This window comes from Streptomyces chengmaiensis, from assembly GCF_029846775.1.
GTDB lineage: Bacteria > Actinomycetota > Actinomycetes > Streptomycetales > Streptomycetaceae > Streptomyces > Streptomyces chengmaiensis.
Genome location: NZ_JARWBG010000002.1, coordinates 190,891 through 210,577, shown reverse-complemented (window position 1 = coordinate 210,577; position 19,687 = coordinate 190,891). Strand labels below are relative to the sequence as shown.

Below are 19,687 nucleotides of genomic sequence, written 5' to 3'. Positions count from 1 at the left end.
GGAGTGATCCGGCGGGGCCCGTCCGCTCACCTCCTACAGCGACGGACCGGCCCCGCCTTTCCTCCCCATTGGAAGGGACCTTCAGTGAAGCACCCCGACGACGACAACGAACTGTTCAACCGACTCGAAGCCGAGATGGCTGCCGACTCCGGGGGCGAGGTAGTCGACCTCGACAAGGCGCGGTCGGCCCGCGCAGAGTCGGCCGACTCGACCATTCGACCTGATGCCGACCGGTCGGCCGACTCCGAGGCCGGTCGGTCGGGTGTCGAGTCGGCCGACCCGACCGCGCGCGTGATGGTCGACCAGCCGACCCCGAGGGCGACCGGTCCGGGCTACCTCGGTCGGCTCGCGGGCGCGCACCGCCGTGCGGTCGTTCCCGAGTGGCTGCGGTCGGTGGCAGAGCTGCGGACCGCGGCGGCGTGGGTGGCTCGCCACTACGCCCACTCGGTCGGCTATCACGCGCTGCGTGCTCCGGTTTACGCCGCCCGGCTCGCCCTGCAAGCCCCGACCGGCACCGCCCGGTTCGTGGGCGGCACGATGCGGTGGGTGGCCGACCGTGAGGGCGAACCGGTCCGACTCGCCGCGGTCCGCCGCGAGGACGCCGCGGAGTACCTGAAGCTGTCCCGGCAGCGCGACGGACGCGTCCGACTGCGCACCCTCGTAGCGGTGCTCGCCATGTTCGTCGGGCTCGGGGCCGCGCTCGCCATGTACGTGCTCGCCCCCGACTGGCTTCAGGCGGTGTCGGTGAGCGCGGTTGTGATGGCGCTAGGGTTCGCCGGTCGCCGCGCGGATGCTCCGGTCATCCACCGGGCTGTGGAGCTGCCCAAGGCGGTCAAGCTCACCAGTGACATCGTGCTGCGTGCGCTGGGTGCGCTCGGCATCCCCGCTATCAACCAGGCGCAGGCCAAGGGACGCGATGGGTTCGAGTTCACCGCCCCGATCACCCGCGACGGTCCCGGTTGGCGTGCGGAGGGCAACCTCCCGTACGGCGTCACGGTGACCGACGTCATCGAGCGTCGCGACCGGCTCGCTTCCGGCCTGCGCCGCCCGCTCGGGTGTGTGTGGCCCGAGGCGGTGCCGGATGAGCACACCGGTCACCTCGTGCTGTGGGTCGGGGATCAGGACATGTCCCGCGCCAAGCAGCCCAAGTGGCCGCTGCTCAAGTCGGGTTCGGTCGACCTGTTCAAGCCCGTCGCCTACGGCACCGACCAGCGCGGACGCTGGGTCGAAGCCACGCTCATGTACATCGCGGGCGTCATCGGCGCCATCCCACGCATGGGCAAGACCTTCCTGCTCAGGCTGCTGCTGCTCATCGCCGCGCTCGACCCGCGCGCGGAGCTGCACACCTACGACATGAAGGGCACGGGCGACCTTGACCCGGTCGGCGACGCCGTCTCCCACCGGCACGCCGCGGGCGACGACGACGAGTCCATCGAGTACTGCCTGAACGACTTCCGGGCCCTGCGCGAGGAACTCCGCCGCCGCACCAAGGTGATCCGCTCGCTTCCGCGGGATGTCTGCCCGGAGTCGAAGGTGACCAGCACTCTCGCCGACAAGCGCTCCCTGGGCCTGCACCCGATCGTGATCGGGGTGGATGAGTGCCAGGTGCTGTTCGAGCACCCCGAACACGCCAAGGAGTTCGAGGAGATCGCCACCGACCTGGTCAAGCGCGGTCCGGCCACCGGCATCGTGCTGCTGCTCGCCACGCAGCGCCCGGACGCCAAGGCGCTGCCCACCGGCATCAGCGCGAACGCGTCGGCCCGCTGGTGCCTGAAGGTCATGGGCCAGCTCGAAAACGACATGGTGCTCGGCACGTCCGCGTACAAGCGCGGGGTGCGGGCGACCATGTTCGCCTGGGGTGACAAGGGCATTCACTACTTCGTCGGTGAAGGCTCGGACGCCCGGATCGTGCGGTCCGTCTACATCGACGGACGGGGCGCCGAAGCCATCGGCGCCCGCGCCCGTCGCCTGCGCGAGGAAGCGGGCACGCTGTCCGGGCACGCGCTCGGGGAGGCACCCGAGCCGGTCACCAGCGCGTATGACCTGCTGCGCGACATCCTCGCGGTTGTGCCGGCCGATGAGCCCAAGGTGTGGTCCGAGACCGTCGTCGCCCGGCTCGCCGAGCTGCGCGAGGAGGTCTACGACGGCTGGGACCCGGAGGGACTGGCCGCAGCCCTGAAGCCGCATGGCGTATCCACGATCCAGGTGGGTCGCCGGGTGAAGGGCAAGGTCGTCAACCGGCGCGGCATCGACCGCTCCCACATCACCGCTGCGATTGCAGAGCGTGACGGAAAGCGGGACGCGGGCTGATGCTCCGGGGCCGCTAGCGCTAGCGGCACACCCCGCTAACGTTAGCGGCCCCGCTAGCGCCCCAAACCCACTCTGATCAGGCCGCTAGCGGATAGCGGCCCACCTGCGGAAACCCCTGAAACCCGTCCGGAAGGGCCCGTCATGACTCCTGCCCTGCTCGCTATCACCCTGCTCATCGGCGTAACGCTGTGTTACGTCGCCGTGTGTGCGACCTCGCCGTTCGGTAACTGCCGCAAGTGCTCCGGCTGGGGCTTCGCGTTCAAGACCGACCGCAAGGGCCGCATGAAGCGCGGCAAGGACTGCCGCCGCTGCCACGCGACCGGCAAGCGCATACGCGTCGGCCGCTGGCTCTACAACCGCTTCGCCCGCATCTACCGCGCCGGCACGTCCTGAGACAGACGACCGGCGACCGCCCGTCATGAGACGGACCCCGCTCCGAGAAGGAGCTAGGCGGGCGCGGTCGCCGGTCAACGCCCCGAACTTGCCAGCACCCGGGGCGTGCAGAGCGTATCCCCCATCCACCTCGCCCGAAAGCGAGTTCCGTCGTGATCCTCAACCTCTCCGCCGTGCTGCTGTTCGGCGCGGCCTCCGCCCTCGCCGTCAAGACCCGGTCCGCCGGGGGCGGCGCCGCCGTCGTGCTGTTCCTGTTCGGGTTCTTCACCGCCGGGACCGGCGCCTATGAGCCCATCCACAACCTCGTGCAGGCGTCCGCCGACGCCCTGTCCGCGCTCGGCAACTGACAGGAGGAGCAGTCGTGCACGACTCCACCACCGCCCGCCACTGGCTCGCCGCCGCACTGCCCAAGGCCGCCCCTGCCATCGCCACCACGACCGTGCTCGCACTCGCCCGGATCTGGAACGCCAACGGCGCCGAACACTCCGTCGGCAATGCCGTGCTCATGACCGCCCTGTCCCTGGGCGTCGCCGCCGCGGGCGTGGTCGCGGGCAACGCAACCGGAGATTCCGTGCTCACCGGGACCGCGTTCGCCGCGTCCGGCGCGCTCGCCTTCGCCGGGGTCGCCGGATACTCCGACGGTCTCTCGCTGCCTCTGCTGCTGTGGTCGCTCGCCACCGCCGGCGCCTACGCCCTCGCCGCCCGCTACTGGCGCCACGACCGCCGCGAAACGGTCGCCTACGAGCGCCAGACGAGCGAGCGGCGCGAGGAGTACGCCCACATCGAGCGCGTCGAAACCCTGCGCGCGACGACGCAGATCGAGGTGGCCCGTACCGGCGCCGCGTACGCCGAACAGCTCGCGCAGGCACTCGTCACCCGCGCCACGCTGCCCGGCTTCGACCCCAAGGCTCTGGAAGCCGCCGGGCTCCCGGAGCTCCCGCAGGGGGATCGGTGAGGTTCTACCTGACCACCCACAAGCGGCACTGGCTGCGCCTGACCGACAAGCCGCTGTTCCTGAAGTCCGAGCACTTCGACCGCGCCGTCAAGTGGGACGAAGCCCGTGGCCCCTACGCCGTCGACTCCGGCGGCTTCATGGAGCTCAAGGACAAGGGCACCTGGACTCGCCCGCCCCGGCAGTACGTCGATGACCTGCGCCGCATATGGGAGCACGTCGGCCCTTACGACTGGGCTGCTCCGCAGGACTGGATGTGCGAAGAGGCCATCATCGAGGGCGGTTGGTTCGGCGGACAGTACTTCGTCGGCACTCACCTCAGCGTTGCCGAACACCAGCGTCGCACCGTCGCCAACTTCCTCGAACTGCGCTCCCTCGCACCCGATCTTCGCATCGCCCCGGTCCTGCAGGGACGGGAAGTTGACGACTACGAGCGCTGCGTAGAGCTCTACGAGAAGGCTGGCGTTGACCTGCGAGCCGAACCGATCGTCGGCCTCGGCTCGGTATGCCGGTTGCAGTCCACCCGCGAGGGTGCCGCGATCGTGACCGCGATGGCCGCGCACGGCTTCAGGCTGCACGGCTTCGGCTTCAAAACACTCGGCCTGGAACGCGTCGGCCACCTACTCGCCTCCGCGGACTCCGCCGCGTGGAGTTCCCACGCCCGCCGCCGCCCGGCCCTGCCCGGCCACACGCACAAGAACTGCGCCAACTGCATCGACTACGCCATGCGCTGGCGCACCCGCGTCCTGGACTCCATCCCCACCTGGCACCCAACCCCTCCTTGATGCAGCCTGACGAAAGGAAGCCATGTTCGAGATCCGCATCATCTGTGACCCGGCCGATACCGACCGCGTCACCGACGCCCTGTCGCAGGCCTTCACCACCGGCCCCGTCCGCCAGCACCCCACCCGCGACGGCAAGCGGCTGCGCCTGTACGTCACGGCCGACCACCACAGCAACACCGGACCGTGGCCCACGCCGGGAGAGGCCTACGCGCTCGCCCCGAGCATCGTCAGCGAGATCGGTTGGACCGCTCAGACGGCCGCCGACAAGCCGTTCGGCTCCCGGCTGCCGCGTGACTTCTGGCTCCGCAAAGCCGCGCTGCTGGACCGCATCGCCCTCCAGGACGTCGGCGACGACGCGGCAGAGGTCGCGAACGAGGCGGCCGAGCGGTTGATGAGCCTGGACGACGCGGGCGTCATCTGCGACCCGCGGCACTACGTCCGCCAGCAGTACGCCCACTGGATCACCAACCAGTAGCTACGCCCGAGGCGGGCGCCGTCTCACCACAAGCCTGCGCCCGCCCCGGTTCTCCAGTCCCTCCAAGAGAGCAGGAGACATCCAGCATGACCCAACGAGCGTCATTCGGCGAGGGCCGTCCGGCCCAAGCCACCCCATCGAGCACGGCGGGGGTGACGGCATGAACCGGCACCTCCTGTACGCCGCCCTCGACGCCGCGGAGCGGGGATGGGCCGTCCTCCCGCTACGCCCCGGCGACAAGCGTCCGGCCCTGCATGGTGAGGACGTCTGCCCCGGCATCGGGGACTGCGCGGGCGGTCACCGCAAGTGGGAAGAGCGCGCCACCATCGACCCGGACCGCATCCGCCGCGCGTGGGGCGACCTGCCGTTCAACGTCGGCATCGCGACCGGCCCGTCCGGCTTGGTCGTTGTCGACCTCGACATGCCCAAGCGGAAGAGCACTACGGACACGCCTAGCGGCGTGACGACCTTCACGGCGCTCTGCGAGCGCGCCGGGCATGCCGTCCCCACCACGCGCACGGTGCGGACCGCGAGCGGCGGGGTCCACCTGTACTTCACCGCCCCGTCCGGCGTCCGGCTCGGCAATACGGCCGGACGGCTCGGCAAGCGCATCGACACCCGCGCATGGGGCGGCTACGTCGTCGCCTCCGGCAGCCTCACCCCCACGGGCGCCTACGCGGTCATCAACGACATGCCGCCCGCCCCGCTGCCGGAATGGCTGAGTGCTCGCCTGACGGGCCGTCAGGTTTCGCGGGCACTGATGGCTGCACCGTCGGCCGTACGAGCCTCTCGCTACGCGGCAGCGGGCTTGAACGCGGAAACCGCGTCCGTGCGGCAGGCTCCGGAAGGCGAGCGCAACGCCACGTTGCTGCGGGCGGCGCGAGCCTTGGGGCGGTTCATCGCGTGGGGCGACCTCCCCAGGGAGCAGGTTGAGGAGGCTCTTCAGTGGGCTGGGGAGCAGGCTGGTCTCGCGCCGCGGTCGTGTGAGGCGACCATTCGCAGCGGGCTGAACTGGTCGATTGCCCGCAACGGTCAGGGGAGGGCGGCATGAGCACCCCGCCCCGCCCCGCCCTGAAGAGCCTTCCCGCCACCCCGACCGGCCCGCGCGCCGCCGCACAAGCCGCGCCCGCTCCGGCCGTGGGCGAGCCGAAAGGCGCCGCCCGCAAGGGCGTCCCTTCTGCTCTTCGTCCTGACCCGCACGCGGGAGACGGCCGGTTCCCGGTCGCGTGGCTGTGCATCTGCGCGCCGCGCGGCGCCGTCCCGACGGCCACCTCGAAGTGCCTGTGCGGCAGGGACCGCAGCGCCGTCGGCCACACGAAGGTGCTCGCCCTGATCGAAGACCACACCGCCCACCGCGACGCATGCCCGCTCCGCAGCAACCAGGAAGGGAGGCAGGCGGCATGAGCACCAATCCGCCGGCACCCGCCATGGACGGCTCCGCACTGCTCGATGAGGTCGAAGCCTTCCACCGCCGCTTCAACATCTTCCCCCTCGATGCCGCGTACGTCGCTGTGACGCTGTGGGACGCGCACGCGCACCTGCTCGACTGCTTCGACTCCACACCGCGGCTCGCGTTCCTGTCGCCGGAGCCGGGTTCGGGCAAGTCCCGTGCGCTGGAGATCGTGGAAACCCTCGTGCCGCAACCGATGGTCGCGGTCAACGCCTCAGCGTCCGCGCTCTTCCGCGCGGTCTCGGGGATGGAGGGACGGCCCACGATCCTGTTTGACGAGATCGACACCGTGTTCGGGCCCAAGGCGGGAGAGAACGAGCAGCTCCGCGGCTTCCTGAACGCCGGGCATCGCCGCTCCGGCGTCATGTGGCGCTGCGTGGGCGACGGATCTAATCAGCAGGTGCAGGAGTTCCCGTCGTTCTGCGGGGTCGCGGTCGCGGGTCTCGGCTCGCTGCCGGACACGATCCTGACCCGCTCCGTCATCGTGCGCATGCGCCGCCGTGCGCCGAACGAGCGTGTGGAGCCGTTCCGGCAGCGCATCCACGAGAAGGAGGGCCACGAGCTGCGCGACCGGCTCGCCGCGTGGGCGCAGTCCGTCCGCCACGTGGTCGACGGGGTGTTCCCGGAGCTCCCGGAGGGCATCAGCGACCGGCCCGCGGACGTGTGGGAACCCCTGCTCGCCGTGGCCGACGCCGCGGGCGGGGCGTGGCCGGAGCGGGCCCGCGCCGCCTGCATCGAGCTGGTCAACGCGGCCAAGACCAGCGACAAGGGCAGCATCGGCATCCGCCTGCTCACGGACCTGCGCGACTACGTGTTCAACGGCATCGACCGCCTGCCCACCGTCGCCATCCTCGACAGGCTGCACAGCCTCGAAGAGGCGCCGTGGGCGGACATGAGCGGCAAGCCGCTCGATGCCCGCGGGCTCTCTCGGATGCTGCGGGAGTACATGACCGCGGACAACACCCCCATCGCGGCCCGCAACATCAAGGCAGGCGGCAGCGTGATGAAGGGCTACTACGCGGCGGACCTTCACGACGCATGGCAGCGGTACTGCCCACCCCCCGCGGAAAGTGCGCTACTTCCGCTACCTCCGCTACCGGGCAGGTCAGAGCCCTAAAACCGGTAGCGGATCGCCCTTCCGCATCCGCTACCGCGCCGCCCCATCCGCTACCCGCCCCGCGGCCACGAACCCGGGGCCGGTAGCGGCTCCATCCGCTACCCGCACCCCTCTCCGCTACCTAGATCATGCCCCTGACCAGGGCGGTAGCGGAGGTAGCGGAAGTAGCGGACCTGACAGGAAGGGGGCTACCGCCCCCGACAGCCTGCCGAGGAGGCACCGCCGCATGACCACGGTTGCTGAACCCGCCGAACAGCTCCTCTACCGCCCCGAAGAGGCGGCCAAGGCTCTCAGGATCGGACGCTCGATGGTCTACGAGGAGATACGCCTCGGACGCCTTCAAACCGTCCGCATCGGCCGCCGCCGACTCGTGCCGCCGGAGTACATCGCGCAGTACGTCGAACTCCTCAAGCGCGAGGCAGAGGCCTCCGCCTGACCCCCCATCACCCCAGTTCCACAGGGCCGCGTCCTTCAGGGCGCGGCCCTGTCCTATGGAGGCACAACAGAAGATGAGCGAGACCCCGAAGAGCACTCGGGCTGGCCATGGTGCGGACACCATCTATTGGGACCCCGCCAAGAAGAGCTACGTGGGAGCCGTCTCCCTGGGCTACGCCCCGAACGGCAAGCGCCGTCGGCCGAAGGTGTACGGCAAGACGAAGACCGAAGTCCGCCAGAAGATCCGAGACCTGAAGAAGGAGATGCAGACCGGCGTCAAGGCGCCGGCCAACTACACCGTGGCCGACGCGGTGAACGACTGGTTGGAGCGCGGGCTAAAGGGACGCGACGAGAAGGGCACCATCGGCAAGAACCGCTCGATGGCGAACAAGCACCTGATCCCGTTCATCGGCAAGGCCAAGCTGAAGGAACTCAGCGCGGACGATGTCGACGACTGGTTGGACGACAGGGCCGAATTCCTGGCGACGCGAAGCCTGCGCGACCTGCTCGCCATCCTGCGCCGCTCCATCGCGCACGCACAGCGCAGGGACAAGGCCGCGCGGAACGTCGCCTTACTCGTCACCGCACCCGAGGGGCGCCCCGGCCGTCCGAGCAAGGCACTGAACTTGGAGCAGGCCAAGGCCGTGCTGACCGCCGCGCGCCCGTCACGGCTGTACGCCTATCTCGTGCTCTCGCTCCTCAGCGGTGTCCGTACGGAAGAGGCGCGCCCCCTTACCTGGGATCACGTCTTCCTGGAGACCACGGACGGCGTTCCGCCTCACGTCGCTGTGTGGCGTTCGGTACGCAAGCATGGTGAGACCAAGACCAGGAAGAGCCGCCGGACCATCGCCCTACCGAAGCAGGTGGTCGACGTCCTCAAAGAGCACATGCGATGGCAGAAGCAGGAACGGGCATCGAGGGGGATGGAGTGGAGCCCGACCGGCCGTGTCTTCACGACCCGGAGCGGTGAGCCACTGGACGCGGCGAACGTCCGGCGTGACTTCAAGGCCATCGTGAAGAAAGCCGGACTGAAGCCGGAGTGGACCCCGCGGGAGCTCCGGCACAGCTTCGTCTCCCTGCTCTCCGACCACGGCATCCCCCTGGAGCGGATCGCGCTCTTGGTCGGTCACAGCAGCCAAGCGACCACAGAGGCGGTCTACCGCAAGCAGCTCCGGCCCGTGATCACACAGGGTGCCGAAGCGATGGATGACATCTTCGCCGAAGATCAGGAAGGGGAGGACACGGAGGCCGACGAAGAGGGCGACGCGGTGGCCTGATCAAATTCGTTTGGCCCCCTGTTTGGCCCCCAAGCACGACAGAGGGCCATTCGCGATCATGCGAATGGCCCTCTGATCAGCGTCGGGGTGGCGGGATTTGAACCCACGACCTCTTCGTCCCGAACGAAGCGCGCTGCCAAGCTGCGCTACACCCCGGTGTCGCGCGCTGTCGCGGCGACGTCGATTACTTTAGCCCACCCGCGGCCGGAGACGAAATCCGGTTTTCGCCGCTTGCGGTCGGGGACGCCCCCGGCCACAGGCGGCGCGGTCAGTCCTTCGGGGCCAGGGTCAGGAGCGTGGCCTCCGGGGGGCAGGCGAAGCGGACCGGGGTGTAGCGGCTGGCGCCGCAGCCTGCGGAGACGTGGAGGTAGGAGGTGCGGCCCGCGCAGTGGTGGGTGGAGAGGCCCTTGACGCGGTCGGTGTCGAGATCGCAGTTGGTGACCAGGGCGCCGTAGAAGGGGATGCACAGCTGGCCGCCGTGGGTGTGACCCGCGAGGATCAAGGGGTAGCCGTCGGCTGTGAAGGGGTCCAGGGCGCGCAGGTACGGGGCGTGGACGACGGCGAGGGAGAGGTCGGCGTCCGGGTCGGGGCCGCCGGCGACCTGTTCGTAGCGGTCGCGCTTGATGTGGGGGTCGTCGAGGCCCGTGAAGGCGATCTCGCAGCCCTCGAGCTTCATCTGTGCACGGGTGTTCGACAGGTCGGACCAGCCGGCCGCGTCGAAGGCGTCGCGCAGCCCCTCCCAGGGGTTGTGGACGACGCCGACGGCCGGGGCGTTGCCGTTCAGGCCGTGTCGGCCCTGGGCCTTCTCGATCAGGTAGCGGGCCGGGTTGCGCAGCCGGGGCCCGTAGTAGTCGTTGGAGCCGAACACGTACACGCCCGGGTACTCCATCAGCGGGGCCAGCGCGTCCAGGACCTCCGGCACCGCGTCCGGGTCGGAGAGGTTGTCGCCGGTGTTGACGACGAGGTCGGGGCGGAGCCCGGCGAGCGACTGGAGCCAGGCTCGTTTCTTGCGCTGCCCGCACACCATGTGGATGTCGGAGACCTGGAGCACCCGCAGCGGCCGCATGCCTCTCGGGAGGACCGGTACGGTCACTCGCCGGAGGCGGAAGGAGCGGGTTTCGAACCCGGCGGCGTAGATGAGCCCGGCAGCGCCGACTGCCGTGATTCCAAGGGGTACTCCGTAGCGTGCGCGCATGCGCCCATCGTCGCAGACCCGCCGGCGACCAGGTGTCTTCGGGAGTCGTCCGCAGGGGCGGACGCGCGCACCGGGAGCGCGAGCAGCAGCCCCAGACAGATCCAGACGTACGCGTTGCCGCCGAGGAAGCCGTCGGCCCCGGCCGCGTCCCAGCTCCACAGCCATATGACGCTGCTGCACAGGATCACGTAGAGCGCGGCCGCCCAGGCCAGTCGGCGGCGTCGTAGTTCGGCGTCGGCGGAGAGCAGCCCGGAGTCGGCCAGGACGATCAGCGCCGGCACCGTCCACACCAGGTGGTGCACCCAGGTCACGGGGCTGATCAGACAGGCGGTGAGACCGGTCAGCGCGAAGCCGGCCAGTTCGTTGCCCGCAGCGGCGGCCTGCCGCGCGCGCCACGCCCAGAGCGCGAGCAGCACGGCCACACCGACCGCCCACGCCGTTCGGCTGGGCTCGCCGGGGTCGGCGAGCCTGGCCAGGACGCCCTGCCAGGACTGGTTGGAGACATACGCCAGTGCCCCCACGCGGTCGGTGTCCCACATGGCCTGCGTCCAGTAGTGGCGGGACGCGCCGGGTGCTGCCCAGAGGGCGAACAGCGTCGCCCCGAGCGCGACCGCCGAGGCGACCAGGGCCGCGCGCAGCCGCCGGGTGACGAAGAGATAGAGGATGAAGACGGCGGGGGTGAGCTTGATCGCGGCGGCGAGGCCGATCCCGATGCCCGCGAAGCGGCCGCGGCCGCCGCCTGCGGCCAGCAGCCGGGCGTCCGTCAGCACGAGCGTGAGCAGCAGCAGGTTGACCTGCCCAAAGCTGATCGTGTCCCGCACCGGTTCCAGCAGCGCGAACAGGCAGCCCGCGACCGCGAAGGCGTACCAGCGGCTCCACCCCTGCCGCCGTACCGCCGCGCCCGCGGTCAGCGCCAGGATCGCGGCCCCGGCGAGGGCGTTGAGCAGCAGGCTCAGCACCACTGCCTGGTGCCACCCCACCAGCGTCATCGGCAGCATGCACAGCGCGGCGAAGGGCGGATAGGTGAAGCCGTAGTGCGTGCCCGGGACGACGTAGTCGTAGAGGGGGCCGCCGCTGCGCCAGTGGGTGACGGCGCCCCGGTAGACGCCCAGGTCGAACCACTCCCGGTGCAGCGGGACGGTGATCAGGAAGATCCCGGTCGCGAGCGCCAGCGCCGCGACCAGCAGGGCGCGTGCGCGTGTGCTCAGGGGCCGGCCGGACGGCGAGCCGATGCCGGAGCGGGTCATATGGTGCTGCCCGCCACGGCCGATGCGGTCCGGCCCCGGCGTGCCGCCAGACAGGCGCACCAGAGCGTCAGCACCGCCAGCAGCCCTCCTGCCGTCGCGAGCGCCAGCTGCCGTCCGTCCGGTGCGAAGCCGTTGGGCAGGACCGCGAGGGCCAGTGCGCCGCTCCCTGCCGCGACCGCTCGGCGCACGGAGCGGTCGGGGCCTGCCGCGGCTATAAGGAACATGCCCCACAGCACGTACCAGGGGCGGATCGCCGGGCCGAGCAGCGCCACGGCGATGAGGCTCAGGCCCAGTGCGTAGAGGGGACGGCGCAGCCGGTGGCGGCGCCAGACCAGCAGTATGGCGAGCGCGGTGGCCGCCAGACCGGTCAGATGCCAGGCGGGGGCGGCGAGCGGGGCGAGACTGCTGCCCGCGCCCTCCAGAAGTCTGTGCGTCATCCGGCCGAGGGAGGAGGTCAGGGACCAGTTCTCCGGAGAGACGGGGGTGTCCAGTGCGGATATCCATCCGTATCCGGTGCCGGTGAGGGCGGTGGTGACGACGGTGGTCGCCGCGGACACGGCGAGCACGCCGAGGACCGCCCGTGCTTGAGCCCGCTTCCTGCCGAAACGCCGTCTCGCCCACAGCACCGCCACCGCTGCGAGCCCCAGCGCCGCCGGCGCCTTCACCAGCGCCGCCAGCGTGACCAGTACGGCGCCGAGCACCGGCCATCGGCCCAGCGCGGCCACCAGGCCCGCGCCCAGCAGGCCGAGCATGACCGCGTCATTGTGGGCCCCGCCCACCAGGTGCAGCAGGACCAGTGGATTCAGGGCGCCCAGCCAGAGCGCGGCCGCCGGGTCCGCCCCGCAGTGCCGGGCCAGGGCGGGCAGACACAGCGCCATCAGGGCCACCCCGAGGAGCGCCACGATCCGCATGCCGAACACCCCCGACGTCACTTCCGCCCGCGAGACATCCGCTATGGCCGAGGCGAGGGCCAGAAAGACCGGCCCGTAGGGAGCTGGGGTGTGCTGCCACAGCGGGGCCACCTCGGCCGGCAGCGGACCGCCGAGGTGGGAGGGCCCGTACGCGTACACGTCCATCCGTGCCTCGACCATCGCGCCCTGGGCGAGATAGCTGTAGACGTCCCGGCTGAACAGCGGCGGCGCCAGCACCAGCGGGGCCGCCCACAGGCACAGCGTGAGCATCAGGGTGCGGCGGACGGGGGGTTCGGGGCCGCGGACGGCTCGGCCGAGGAGGGCCCAGCCCGCGATCAGCAGGACGAGGCCGAAGTAGACGCCTACGAGGCCGAGGGCGGCGCGCCCCGAACCCGGTGCGAGCATCTCCCGCATCGGCAGGGCCCCCGCCGTGGCGCCGCCGGCGGCCAGCGCGGTCGAGCCTGCCAGCCCCAGGAGTTGGCAGCGGCGGGTGTCGACGACGGGGAGGCGGATGGCCAGCACGCGGGCAGGTTGTCAACATTCGATGACGGCCGGGCGACGTGCGCCTCGCAGCCCGGGGGACGGCGTGTGTCCGCGGTGTGACGGGCGCGGGACGGGACCCGGCCTCTTGTGTGACGGGCGCGAACGGGACACAGCCTCCTGTGGGGGGCGAAATGCGCAGGCGCTCCGACCTGCGCACCTGTCACACTGGATGCCATGACCACGCTCAAGTCCAGGCTTCAGGAAGACCTCACCGAGGCGATCAAGGCGCGCGACGAGCTGCGCTCCGCCACGCTCCGGCTGACCCTCTCTGCGATCAGCAAGGAGGAGGTGGCGGGCAAGCAGGCCCGTGAGCTCTCCGACGACGAGGTCCAGAAGGTGATCGCCAAGGAGGCGAAGAAGCGCCGTGAGGCCGCCGAGGCGTTCGCCAAGGGCGGGCGTGCCGAGCAGGCCCGGCGTGAGCAGGCGGAGGGCGAGGTGCTGGAGGCTTATCTGCCGCAGCAGCTCTCCGACGAGGAGCTGGCCGCGATCGTGGCGGAGGCGGTCGAGGAGGCCAGGGCCGCCGGGGCCGAGGGCCCGCGTGCGATGGGCCAGGTCATGAAGATCGTGAACCCGAAGGTGGCCGGACGCGCCGAGGGCGGCCGGGTCGCCGCCGCGGTCAAGCAGCGCCTCGCGGGCTGAGCCCGTACAGGACGGGGAAAGGGGGTGCGGCCGCCGGCCGCACCCCCTCATCGCTCCGTCGGCTAGCCGTCGCGGCGGCCGCCGATCCCTCCGAGGTTGCCGCCGAGGTCGAAGCCGCCGTTCCCGTTCCCGTTCCCGGCCGTGGCGTCGCCCTCGTCTCCGGTGCCGCCGTCGATGCCGGAAACGCCGCCGTCCGTGGTCCCCTGGGTGTTGCCGCCGATCAGGTCCGGCGGGATGGAGATGCCGGGCCAGGGCGTCTGCCCGCCGTTGTCGGCTCCGCCGCGGCCGTTGTCGTTTCCGCCGCGGTTGTTCCCGCCGCCGGGCTTGCCGTCGCCGGGCCGGCCGGGTTCGCCGCCCTTCGGGATGTCCGGGATGTGCACGCTGTTGAACGACGGCGCTTCCTTCCCGTCCAGCGCCCCGCTCATCGCGTCCTTCCAGATCGGTCCCGGGACCTGACCGCCGAAGACCTTCGCGTGGTAGGTGCCGCCGATGGTGATGTTCTCCATCTCCACCTTCTGGCTCGGGTCGCCCACCCACACCGCGCCGGAGAGGTTCGGGGTGTATCCGACGAACCAGGCGTTCTTCCGGAAGTCGGTCGTACCCGTCTTGCCCGCGCTGTCACGGCTGGTGAGACCGGCCTGCCGGCCCGTTCCGGAGTCGACCACGCCGCGCAGCAGCGTGTTGATGGTGTCGGCGGTCCGCTCGGTCATGGCCTTGGCGCACCTGGTCTCGGGCACCTCCAGGCTCTTGCCGCCCGCTGTGGTGATCGACTCGATGGCGGTCGGCGTGCAGTACGTGCCGCGGTTGGCGAAGGTGGCGTAGGCACTGGCCATGGTCAGCGGGGCGATGCCGGTGGAGCCCAGGGTCAGCGGGGCCGGTGAGACGGGCAGCTTCGCGCCGTTGCCCTGCATCACGCCCAGCTTGTCGGTCATCTCCTCGACCGGGCACAGCCCGATCTCCTCCACCATCTGCACGAAGTAGGTGTTGACCGACAGGGCCATGGCCTCCTTCAGCGCGTAGGGGCCGACCTCCGACTTGTTCTCGTTCGGGATCTCCTCGTTCTGGAGGTTCTTCCACGGCTTCCCGCTGCACGTCGTGACCTCGTCCGGATAGGGCATCTTGTACGGCGAGGAGTACACCTGCGTCGGCGGCTTGCCCTGCTCCAGCGCAGCGGCCGCGACGAACGGCTTGAACGTGGAACCGACGGGGAAGCCGTAGTTCGAGCCGCCCTTGCCCTTGTCGACCGAGTAGTTGATCGTCGTCTCGGTCTTTCCGAAGCCGTACGGGCGCGACTGGCCCATCGCAAGGATCCTGCCGGTCCCCGGCTCGACCATGGTCACCGCGGTGGCGACCTTGTCCGACTCGTAGACGTGCTTCTTTATCGCATTCTGCGCTGCCTGCTGCGCCTGCGGGTCGAGGGTCGTCTTGATCGTCAGACCGCCGCGGTTCCAGGTCTTCGCCCGCTCCTCCCGCGTCTTGCCGAAGACGGGGTCGGACAGGAACACCTCGCGTACGTAGTCGCAGAAGAAGCCCGCGCCGTTGACGGAGGTGATGCAGCCGTTCTTGGGCTTGCTGACCTTGAGGCCGAGCGGGGTCTCCTTCGCCCGGTCCGCCTCCCCCTGTGGGATGTCGCCCACGTCCGCCATGCGCTGCAGCACCATGTTGCGGCGCATGGTGGCTTCCTGGGCGTCATTGACCGGGTCGTAGCGGCTCGGCGACTGGACGAGGCCGGCCAGCAGCGCCGACTCCGCCAGGTTCAGGTCCTTGGCGGACTTGGAGAAGTAGCGCCGGGCGGCCGCCTCGACGCCGTACGCCTGCTGCCCGAAGAAGGTGATGTTCAGATAGTTCTGCAGGATCCGCTTCTTGCCCAGTTCCTCCTCGACCTGGATCGCGTACTTCAGCTCGCGGATCTTGCGGCCGAGGGTCTGCTGGGTGGCCTGCGCGACCTTCTCGGGGTCGTCGCCCGCCTCCTCGACGAAGACGTTCTTCACATACTGCTGTGTGAGCGTCGAAGCGCCCTCGGAGACCCCGCCCGACTGCGCGTTGCGGTTGAGCGCCCGCAGCACGCCTTTGAGGTCGATCGCCCCGTGCTCGTAGAAGCGCGCATCCTCGATCGCGATGATCGCCTTCTGCATATGCGGGGAGATGTCCTTGAGCTCCACTTCGGTCCGGTCGCGGGAGTACACCGTGGCGATCGGCCCGCCCTGCGCGTCCAGGATGGTGGTGCGCTGGCTCAGCGGGGGAGTCTTGAGGTTGGCGGGGATCTCGTCGAACCCCTCGACCGTCCCCTTGGCGGCAAGTCCCAGAGCACCGGCGGCCGGCAGGGCGATGCCCGCCAGCACGGCTCCCGAGAGCACACTGACACCGAGGAACTTGGCGGCCTGCTGGGTCCCGGTCAGACCTCCGCCCGCGCGCTTCTTTGCCATGAGGGGCAGCCTACGTTCTCATTCGCCGGACAAGCCCACATGCCTTGGCCTAAGCTGCTCTCAGCTGTCACAGCAGTGCAATTTCGTATCACGTATGTGACAGAGACCCGCCCTTTTCACCCACGAGGCACTGTGGCCGCATGAGGTGTCATGTGCCCGATGAGACGCAGCTCGACTATCCCGCTTTGTCGGATTAGTCGTATATGCCGTCAGCTCACTCCCCTGGGTGATCTGCCGCGTACGCATAGTCCGTTCGGGCCATTCAAGATTGGGCCCCACGGGGGTGTTGCACTGTGCCTGCCTTCCGTAACGTCCTCAACTGGCGGCGGTGAATATGCCGCTGCCGCCGTGGGGGAGCCTCGATTCGGGAGAGGACGGCGCCGGCATGGGCTGGGTAACCGACTGGAGTGCGCAGGCTGCCTGCCGCACTACCGATCCGGATGAACTGTTCGTACAAGGGGCAGCGCAGAACAGGGCCAAGGCGGTGTGCACCGGATGCCCGGTGCGGACCGAGTGTCTGGCCGATGCGCTCGACAATCGCGTCGAGTTCGGCGTGTGGGGCGGAATGACCGAGCGGGAACGGCGTGCGCTGCTGCGCAGGCGGCCCACCGTCACTTCGTGGCGGAGGCTGCTCGAAACGGCGCGCACGGAGTACGAGCGCAGCGCGGGCATTCTGCCTGTGGGGCTCGACGACGACGAGACATACGAGGCATACGCGGCAGTGGGCTAGGCCGAGACACGTACGGTCGGCACCCGCGGGGTCGGCACACGTACGGTCGGCGAACAGGGTCGGCACGCCCACAGCCCGCTCACGCACGGTCGGCAGACGCTCCGTCGGCGGATACGGCCGACAGACGCCGCCGACAGACGCGGCCTACGGGTGCGTCGGCAGTTCCCCGGGGCCACGTGTCCTGGGGTGGACAGGGTCGGTCGACGGCTGTCGTCTCAACAACGGTCGTTCGCGGCGAGACGGTCGCCGATGGCCCGTAGCCCCGCGAGATCGTGTACGTCTCCGGGCAAGGCGGCGACCTCCGCCACGGCCACCTCAGGGTGGAGCGCAGTGAAGCGGTCGCGCGTGCGCTGCTCCCGGGCGAGCACCTGCATACGTTCGGCGTGCAACCGCAGCAAGCCCGCGGTCAGCTCTTCCGCCGAATGTCCGACAGCGTGCCCGTCGGCTGCGGCAGACGGGGATTCGGGAGAGGCGTCCGCCGCGTCATACAGCCCGGGTACGTGATGCTCGTGGTGCTCGTCGATTTCGTCGTGAACGTCGTCGGGGTCGTGAACGACGTCGCGAACACCAGTCTTCCCGGGCATATGATCCACAATGCGGCCCTCATCAAGATTTTCTGCCGCCGCCAGCGCCCGCTCCGCCGACAGCCGCGCCGCGCCGCTGCCGTGCACCCGGTTCAGCACCAGCCCGGCCAGCGGCATCTCCTCCTCCGCCAGCCGCTCGACGAAGTACGCGGCCTCCCGCAGGGCGTCCCGCTCAGGCGCCGCGACCACCAGGAAGGCCGTCCCCGGGGCCTGGAGCAGCCGGTATGTGGCGTCGGCGCGGGTCCGGAAGCCTCCGAACATGGTGTCCATCGCCGCCACGAAGGTCTGGACGTCGCGCAGCAGCTGACCCCCCAGCAGCTTGCCGAGCGTCCCCGTCATCATCGACATGCCGACATTGAGGAACTTCATGCCCGCCCGGCCGCCCACCTTCGCCGGAGCCATCAGCACCTTGATGAACTTCCCGTCCAGGAAGGAACCGAGCCGCTTGGGCGCGTCGAGGAAGTCCAGCGCCGAACGCGACGGCGGAGTGTCGACGACGATCAGGTCCCACTCGTCCCGCGCCCGCAACTGGCCCAGCTTCTCCATCGCCATGTACTCCTGTGTGCCGGCGAAACCGGCGGACAGGGACTGGTAGAAGGGGTTCTCCAGGATCGCCCGCGCCCGCTCGGGGTCCGCATGCGCCTCGACGATCTCGTCGAACGTCCGCTTCATGTCCAGCATCATCGCGTGCAGTTCGCCGCGGCCCGTCGGATCCTCGATCCCCTCGACCCGGCGAGGGACGTTGTCCAGCTGGTCGATGCCCATCGACTGGGCGAGCCTGCGCGCAGGATCGATCGTGAGGACGACCGCCCTGCGGCCGCGCTCCGCCGCCCGCACGCCGAGGGCCGCCGCGGTCGTCGTCTTGCCGACGCCGCCCGCGCCGCAGCAGACGATGATGCGGGTGTCCGGATCGTCGATGAGCGGATCGATCCGCAGAGAGGGCGGCGCGTCCAGGGCGTCCGCGGCGTCCAGACCGCCGCTGTGACTGTCCCGGGACGCCCGGGACGGCGAATGCAGCGTCATGACCCGGCCGCTCCTTGCTTCCGCAGATCCTTCGCCAGGCGGTAGAGCCCCGCCAGGTCGACTCCCTCACTCAGCAGAGGCAGTTCATAGGAGTCCAGCTCCAGACGGCGGAGCGCGGCGCGCTGCTCGCGCTCCAGCTCGACGCGCTGGGCGTGCTCCGCGGCCTCCTCCAGCAGCGGATCGACAAGACTCGCGGCGCCCGTTCCCCCGTCCGCACCCGCACCCGTGCCGGCACCCGCACCCGTGCCGGCACCCGCACCTGTGCCGGTGCCCGTGCCCGCACCGCTTGCGCCGCCTGCCGTGCCGGCACCCGCACCTGTGCCGGTGCCCGCGCCCGCACCGCTTGCGCCGCCTGCCGTGCCCGCGCCGACGAGGCCCCCCGCGCCGCCCAGGCCCGCGGCGGCCAGCACCCGGGCGATCTCGTCACGTCGGCCGTCGGCGGCGCTCTGCACCGCCTCCTCGTCGAGGAGATGGGGCCGGACCATGTTCACGATCACCTTGCCGACGGGCAGCCCCGCCTCGTGCAACTCGGCGACCCCGTCCGCGGTCTCCTGGACCGGCATCTCCTCCAGCAGCGTCACCAGATGCACCGCCGTCTGCGGGGACTTGAGGACCCGCATCACCGCCTGCGCCTGATTGTGTATGGGGCCGATCCTCGCCAGCCCCGCCACCTCGTCGTTGACGTTCAGAAACCGGGTGATGCGGCCCGTGGGCGGGGCGTCCATCACCACGTAGTCGTAGGCGTACCTGCCCAGCTTGTCCCGTCGGCGCACCGCCTCGCAGGCCTTGCCGGTCAGCAGCACGTCGCGCACGCCGGGCGCGATGGTCGTCGCGAAGTCGATCGCACCCAGCTTCTTCAGCGCCCGGCCCGCGCCGCCGAGCTTGTAGAACATCTGCAGATAGTCGAGGAGCGCCCGCTCGGCGTCGATGGCCAGGGCGAAGACCTCGCCGCCTCCGGAGGAGACGGCGATCTTGCGTTCCTCGTAGGGCAACGCCTCGGTCTCGAAGAGCTGGGCGATGCCCTGCCTGCCCTCCACCTCGACGAGGAGAGTCCGCTTTCCCTCGGTGGCGAGGGCGAGCGCGAGGGCGGCGGCGACCGTCGTCTTACCGGTACCGCCCTTGCCGCTGACGACCTGGAGCCTGCTCACGCATTCGAGCCTAACCAGTCGGCCCGCGGCCTACGCAGGAGGCTGTC

At 70.3% G+C, this 19,687-nt stretch carries 19 protein-coding genes and 1 tRNA gene; 13 read left to right on the top strand and 7 right to left on the bottom strand.

Annotation, left to right across the window (positions count from 1 at the left end):
* The first annotated feature begins 84 nt into the window (after window positions 1-84).
* From QCN29_RS02790 to QCN29_RS02740, 11 genes are all read left to right on the top strand, one after another.
* Window positions 85-2,310 carry a cell division protein FtsK gene (locus QCN29_RS02790; protein ID WP_279926014.1) on the top strand — a complete coding sequence of 742 codons (2,226 nt, stop codon included), beginning with the start codon at window positions 85-87 and terminating at the stop codon, window positions 2,308-2,310.
* 141 nt (window positions 2,311-2,451) lie between these two features.
* A complete protein-coding gene (locus tag QCN29_RS02785) occupies window positions 2,452-2,703 on the top strand; it encodes a hypothetical protein (protein ID WP_279926013.1) in 252 nt (83 codons plus the stop codon).
* Between the two features lie 152 nt (window positions 2,704-2,855).
* Entirely contained in the window at window positions 2,856-3,050 is a 195-nt protein-coding gene (locus QCN29_RS02780) for a hypothetical protein (RefSeq protein WP_279926012.1), read from the top strand.
* Between the two features lie 14 nt (window positions 3,051-3,064).
* Window positions 3,065-3,658 (top strand): hypothetical protein, encoded by a 594-nt coding sequence (locus QCN29_RS02775; RefSeq protein ID WP_279926011.1) that lies wholly within the window; start codon window positions 3,065-3,067, stop codon window positions 3,656-3,658.
* Window positions 3,655-4,440 carry a deazapurine DNA modification protein DpdA family protein gene (locus QCN29_RS02770; RefSeq protein WP_279926010.1) on the top strand — a complete coding sequence of 262 codons (786 nt, stop codon included), beginning with the start codon at window positions 3,655-3,657 and terminating at the stop codon, window positions 4,438-4,440. Before QCN29_RS02775 ends, QCN29_RS02770 begins: the two co-directional genes overlap by 4 nt.
* Window positions 4,441-4,462: 22 nt before the next feature.
* On the top strand, window positions 4,463-4,915 hold the full coding sequence (locus tag QCN29_RS02765; RefSeq protein ID WP_279926009.1) for a hypothetical protein: 453 nt from the start codon (window positions 4,463-4,465) through the stop codon (window positions 4,913-4,915).
* 160 nt (window positions 4,916-5,075) lie between these two features.
* Entirely contained in the window at window positions 5,076-5,966 is an 891-nt protein-coding gene (locus QCN29_RS02760; RefSeq protein ID WP_279926008.1) for a bifunctional DNA primase/polymerase, read from the top strand.
* Window positions 5,963-6,319 (top strand): hypothetical protein, encoded by a 357-nt coding sequence (locus QCN29_RS02755; protein WP_279926007.1) that lies wholly within the window; start codon window positions 5,963-5,965, stop codon window positions 6,317-6,319. Before QCN29_RS02760 ends, QCN29_RS02755 begins: the two co-directional genes overlap by 4 nt.
* Window positions 6,316-7,482 (top strand): DUF3631 domain-containing protein, encoded by a 1,167-nt coding sequence (locus tag QCN29_RS02750; protein WP_279926005.1) that lies wholly within the window; start codon window positions 6,316-6,318, stop codon window positions 7,480-7,482. The genes QCN29_RS02755 and QCN29_RS02750 overlap by 4 nt, the downstream gene beginning before the upstream one ends.
* 226 nt (window positions 7,483-7,708) lie before the next feature.
* Window positions 7,709-7,918, top strand: coding sequence for a helix-turn-helix domain-containing protein (locus QCN29_RS02745; RefSeq protein ID WP_279926004.1), 210 nt, complete (start codon window positions 7,709-7,711; stop codon window positions 7,916-7,918).
* 73 nt (window positions 7,919-7,991) lie between these two features.
* On the top strand, window positions 7,992-9,194 hold the full coding sequence (locus QCN29_RS02740; RefSeq protein ID WP_279926003.1) for a site-specific integrase: 1,203 nt from the start codon (window positions 7,992-7,994) through the stop codon (window positions 9,192-9,194).
* Between the two features lie 82 nt (window positions 9,195-9,276).
* Here QCN29_RS02740 and QCN29_RS02735 read toward each other — a convergent pair.
* The 4 genes from QCN29_RS02735 to mptB all read right to left on the bottom strand — a co-directional run bounded on the left by QCN29_RS02735 (window position 9,277) and on the right by mptB (window position 13,069).
* A tRNA-Pro gene (locus tag QCN29_RS02735) sits at window positions 9,277-9,350 on the bottom strand.
* A gap of 112 nt (window positions 9,351-9,462) precedes the next feature.
* Window positions 9,463-10,389 carry a metallophosphoesterase gene (locus QCN29_RS02730; RefSeq protein WP_279926002.1) on the bottom strand — a complete coding sequence of 309 codons (927 nt, stop codon included), beginning with the start codon at window positions 10,387-10,389 and terminating at the stop codon, window positions 9,463-9,465.
* A complete protein-coding gene (locus QCN29_RS02725) occupies window positions 10,284-11,636 on the bottom strand; it encodes a glycosyltransferase 87 family protein (protein ID WP_279926001.1) in 1,353 nt (450 codons plus the stop codon). Before QCN29_RS02725 ends, QCN29_RS02730 begins: the two co-directional genes overlap by 106 nt.
* Window positions 11,633-13,069 (bottom strand): polyprenol phosphomannose-dependent alpha 1,6 mannosyltransferase MptB, encoded by a 1,437-nt coding sequence (gene mptB, locus QCN29_RS02720; protein WP_398859096.1) that lies wholly within the window; start codon window positions 13,067-13,069, stop codon window positions 11,633-11,635. The genes QCN29_RS02725 and mptB overlap by 4 nt, the downstream gene beginning before the upstream one ends.
* 195 nt (window positions 13,070-13,264) lie before the next feature.
* On the opposite strand from mptB, the gene QCN29_RS02715 reads away from it, so the two are divergent.
* Entirely contained in the window at window positions 13,265-13,729 is a 465-nt protein-coding gene (locus QCN29_RS02715) for a GatB/YqeY domain-containing protein (protein WP_279925999.1), read from the top strand.
* A gap of 62 nt (window positions 13,730-13,791) precedes the next feature.
* Here QCN29_RS02715 and QCN29_RS02710 read toward each other — a convergent pair whose 3' ends face one another.
* Complete coding sequence (locus QCN29_RS02710) at window positions 13,792-16,155, bottom strand: transglycosylase domain-containing protein (protein ID WP_279925998.1); 2,364 nt, start codon at window positions 16,153-16,155, stop codon at window positions 13,792-13,794.
* Between the two features lie 385 nt (window positions 16,156-16,540).
* Here QCN29_RS02710 and QCN29_RS02705 point away from each other — a divergent pair, with 385 nt between their 5' ends.
* Complete coding sequence (locus QCN29_RS02705) at window positions 16,541-16,885, top strand: WhiB family transcriptional regulator (protein WP_187283156.1); 345 nt, start codon at window positions 16,541-16,543, stop codon at window positions 16,883-16,885.
* Window positions 16,886-17,100: 215 nt separating this feature from the next.
* On the opposite strand, the gene QCN29_RS02700 is transcribed toward QCN29_RS02705, so the two are convergent.
* Together QCN29_RS02700 and QCN29_RS02695 are read right to left on the bottom strand one after the other, a co-directional pair.
* Window positions 17,101-18,492 carry an ArsA family ATPase gene (locus tag QCN29_RS02700; RefSeq protein WP_279925995.1) on the bottom strand — a complete coding sequence of 464 codons (1,392 nt, stop codon included), beginning with the start codon at window positions 18,490-18,492 and terminating at the stop codon, window positions 17,101-17,103.
* Window positions 18,489-19,640, bottom strand: a complete 1,152-nt coding sequence (locus QCN29_RS02695; protein ID WP_279925993.1) for an ArsA family ATPase — start codon at window positions 19,638-19,640, stop codon at window positions 18,489-18,491. Before QCN29_RS02695 ends, QCN29_RS02700 begins: the two co-directional genes overlap by 4 nt.
* Window positions 19,641-19,687 lie beyond the last annotated feature (47 nt).

Excerpts from the sequence above, each read along its gene's own strand:
- QCN29_RS02765 (WP_279926009.1), top strand. The coding sequence starts at position 4,463 with ATGTTCGAGATCCGCATCATCTGTGACCCGGCCGATACCGACCGCGTC.
- QCN29_RS02760 (WP_279926008.1), top strand. The coding sequence starts at position 5,076 with ATGAACCGGCACCTCCTGTACGCCGCCCTCGACGCCGCGGAGCGGGGA.
- QCN29_RS02715 (WP_279925999.1), top strand. The coding sequence starts at position 13,265 with ATGACCACGCTCAAGTCCAGGCTTCAGGAAGACCTCACCGAGGCGATC.
- QCN29_RS02730 (WP_279926002.1), bottom strand. The coding sequence starts at position 10,389 with ATGCGCGCACGCTACGGAGTACCCCTTGGAATCACGGCAGTCGGCGCT.
- QCN29_RS02710 (WP_279925998.1), bottom strand. The coding sequence starts at position 16,155 with ATGGCAAAGAAGCGCGCGGGCGGAGGTCTGACCGGGACCCAGCAGGCC.
- QCN29_RS02745 (WP_279926004.1), top strand. The coding sequence starts at position 7,709 with ATGACCACGGTTGCTGAACCCGCCGAACAGCTCCTCTACCGCCCCGAA.
- QCN29_RS02700 (WP_279925995.1), bottom strand. The coding sequence starts at position 18,492 with ATGACGCTGCATTCGCCGTCCCGGGCGTCCCGGGACAGTCACAGCGGC.
- QCN29_RS02755 (WP_279926007.1), top strand. The coding sequence starts at position 5,963 with ATGAGCACCCCGCCCCGCCCCGCCCTGAAGAGCCTTCCCGCCACCCCG.
- QCN29_RS02725 (WP_279926001.1), bottom strand. The coding sequence starts at position 11,636 with ATGACCCGCTCCGGCATCGGCTCGCCGTCCGGCCGGCCCCTGAGCACA.
- QCN29_RS02740 (WP_279926003.1), top strand. The coding sequence starts at position 7,992 with ATGAGCGAGACCCCGAAGAGCACTCGGGCTGGCCATGGTGCGGACACC.
- QCN29_RS02785 (WP_279926013.1), top strand. The coding sequence starts at position 2,452 with ATGACTCCTGCCCTGCTCGCTATCACCCTGCTCATCGGCGTAACGCTG.
- QCN29_RS02705 (WP_187283156.1), top strand. The coding sequence starts at position 16,541 with ATGGGCTGGGTAACCGACTGGAGTGCGCAGGCTGCCTGCCGCACTACC.
- QCN29_RS02750 (WP_279926005.1), top strand. The coding sequence starts at position 6,316 with ATGAGCACCAATCCGCCGGCACCCGCCATGGACGGCTCCGCACTGCTC.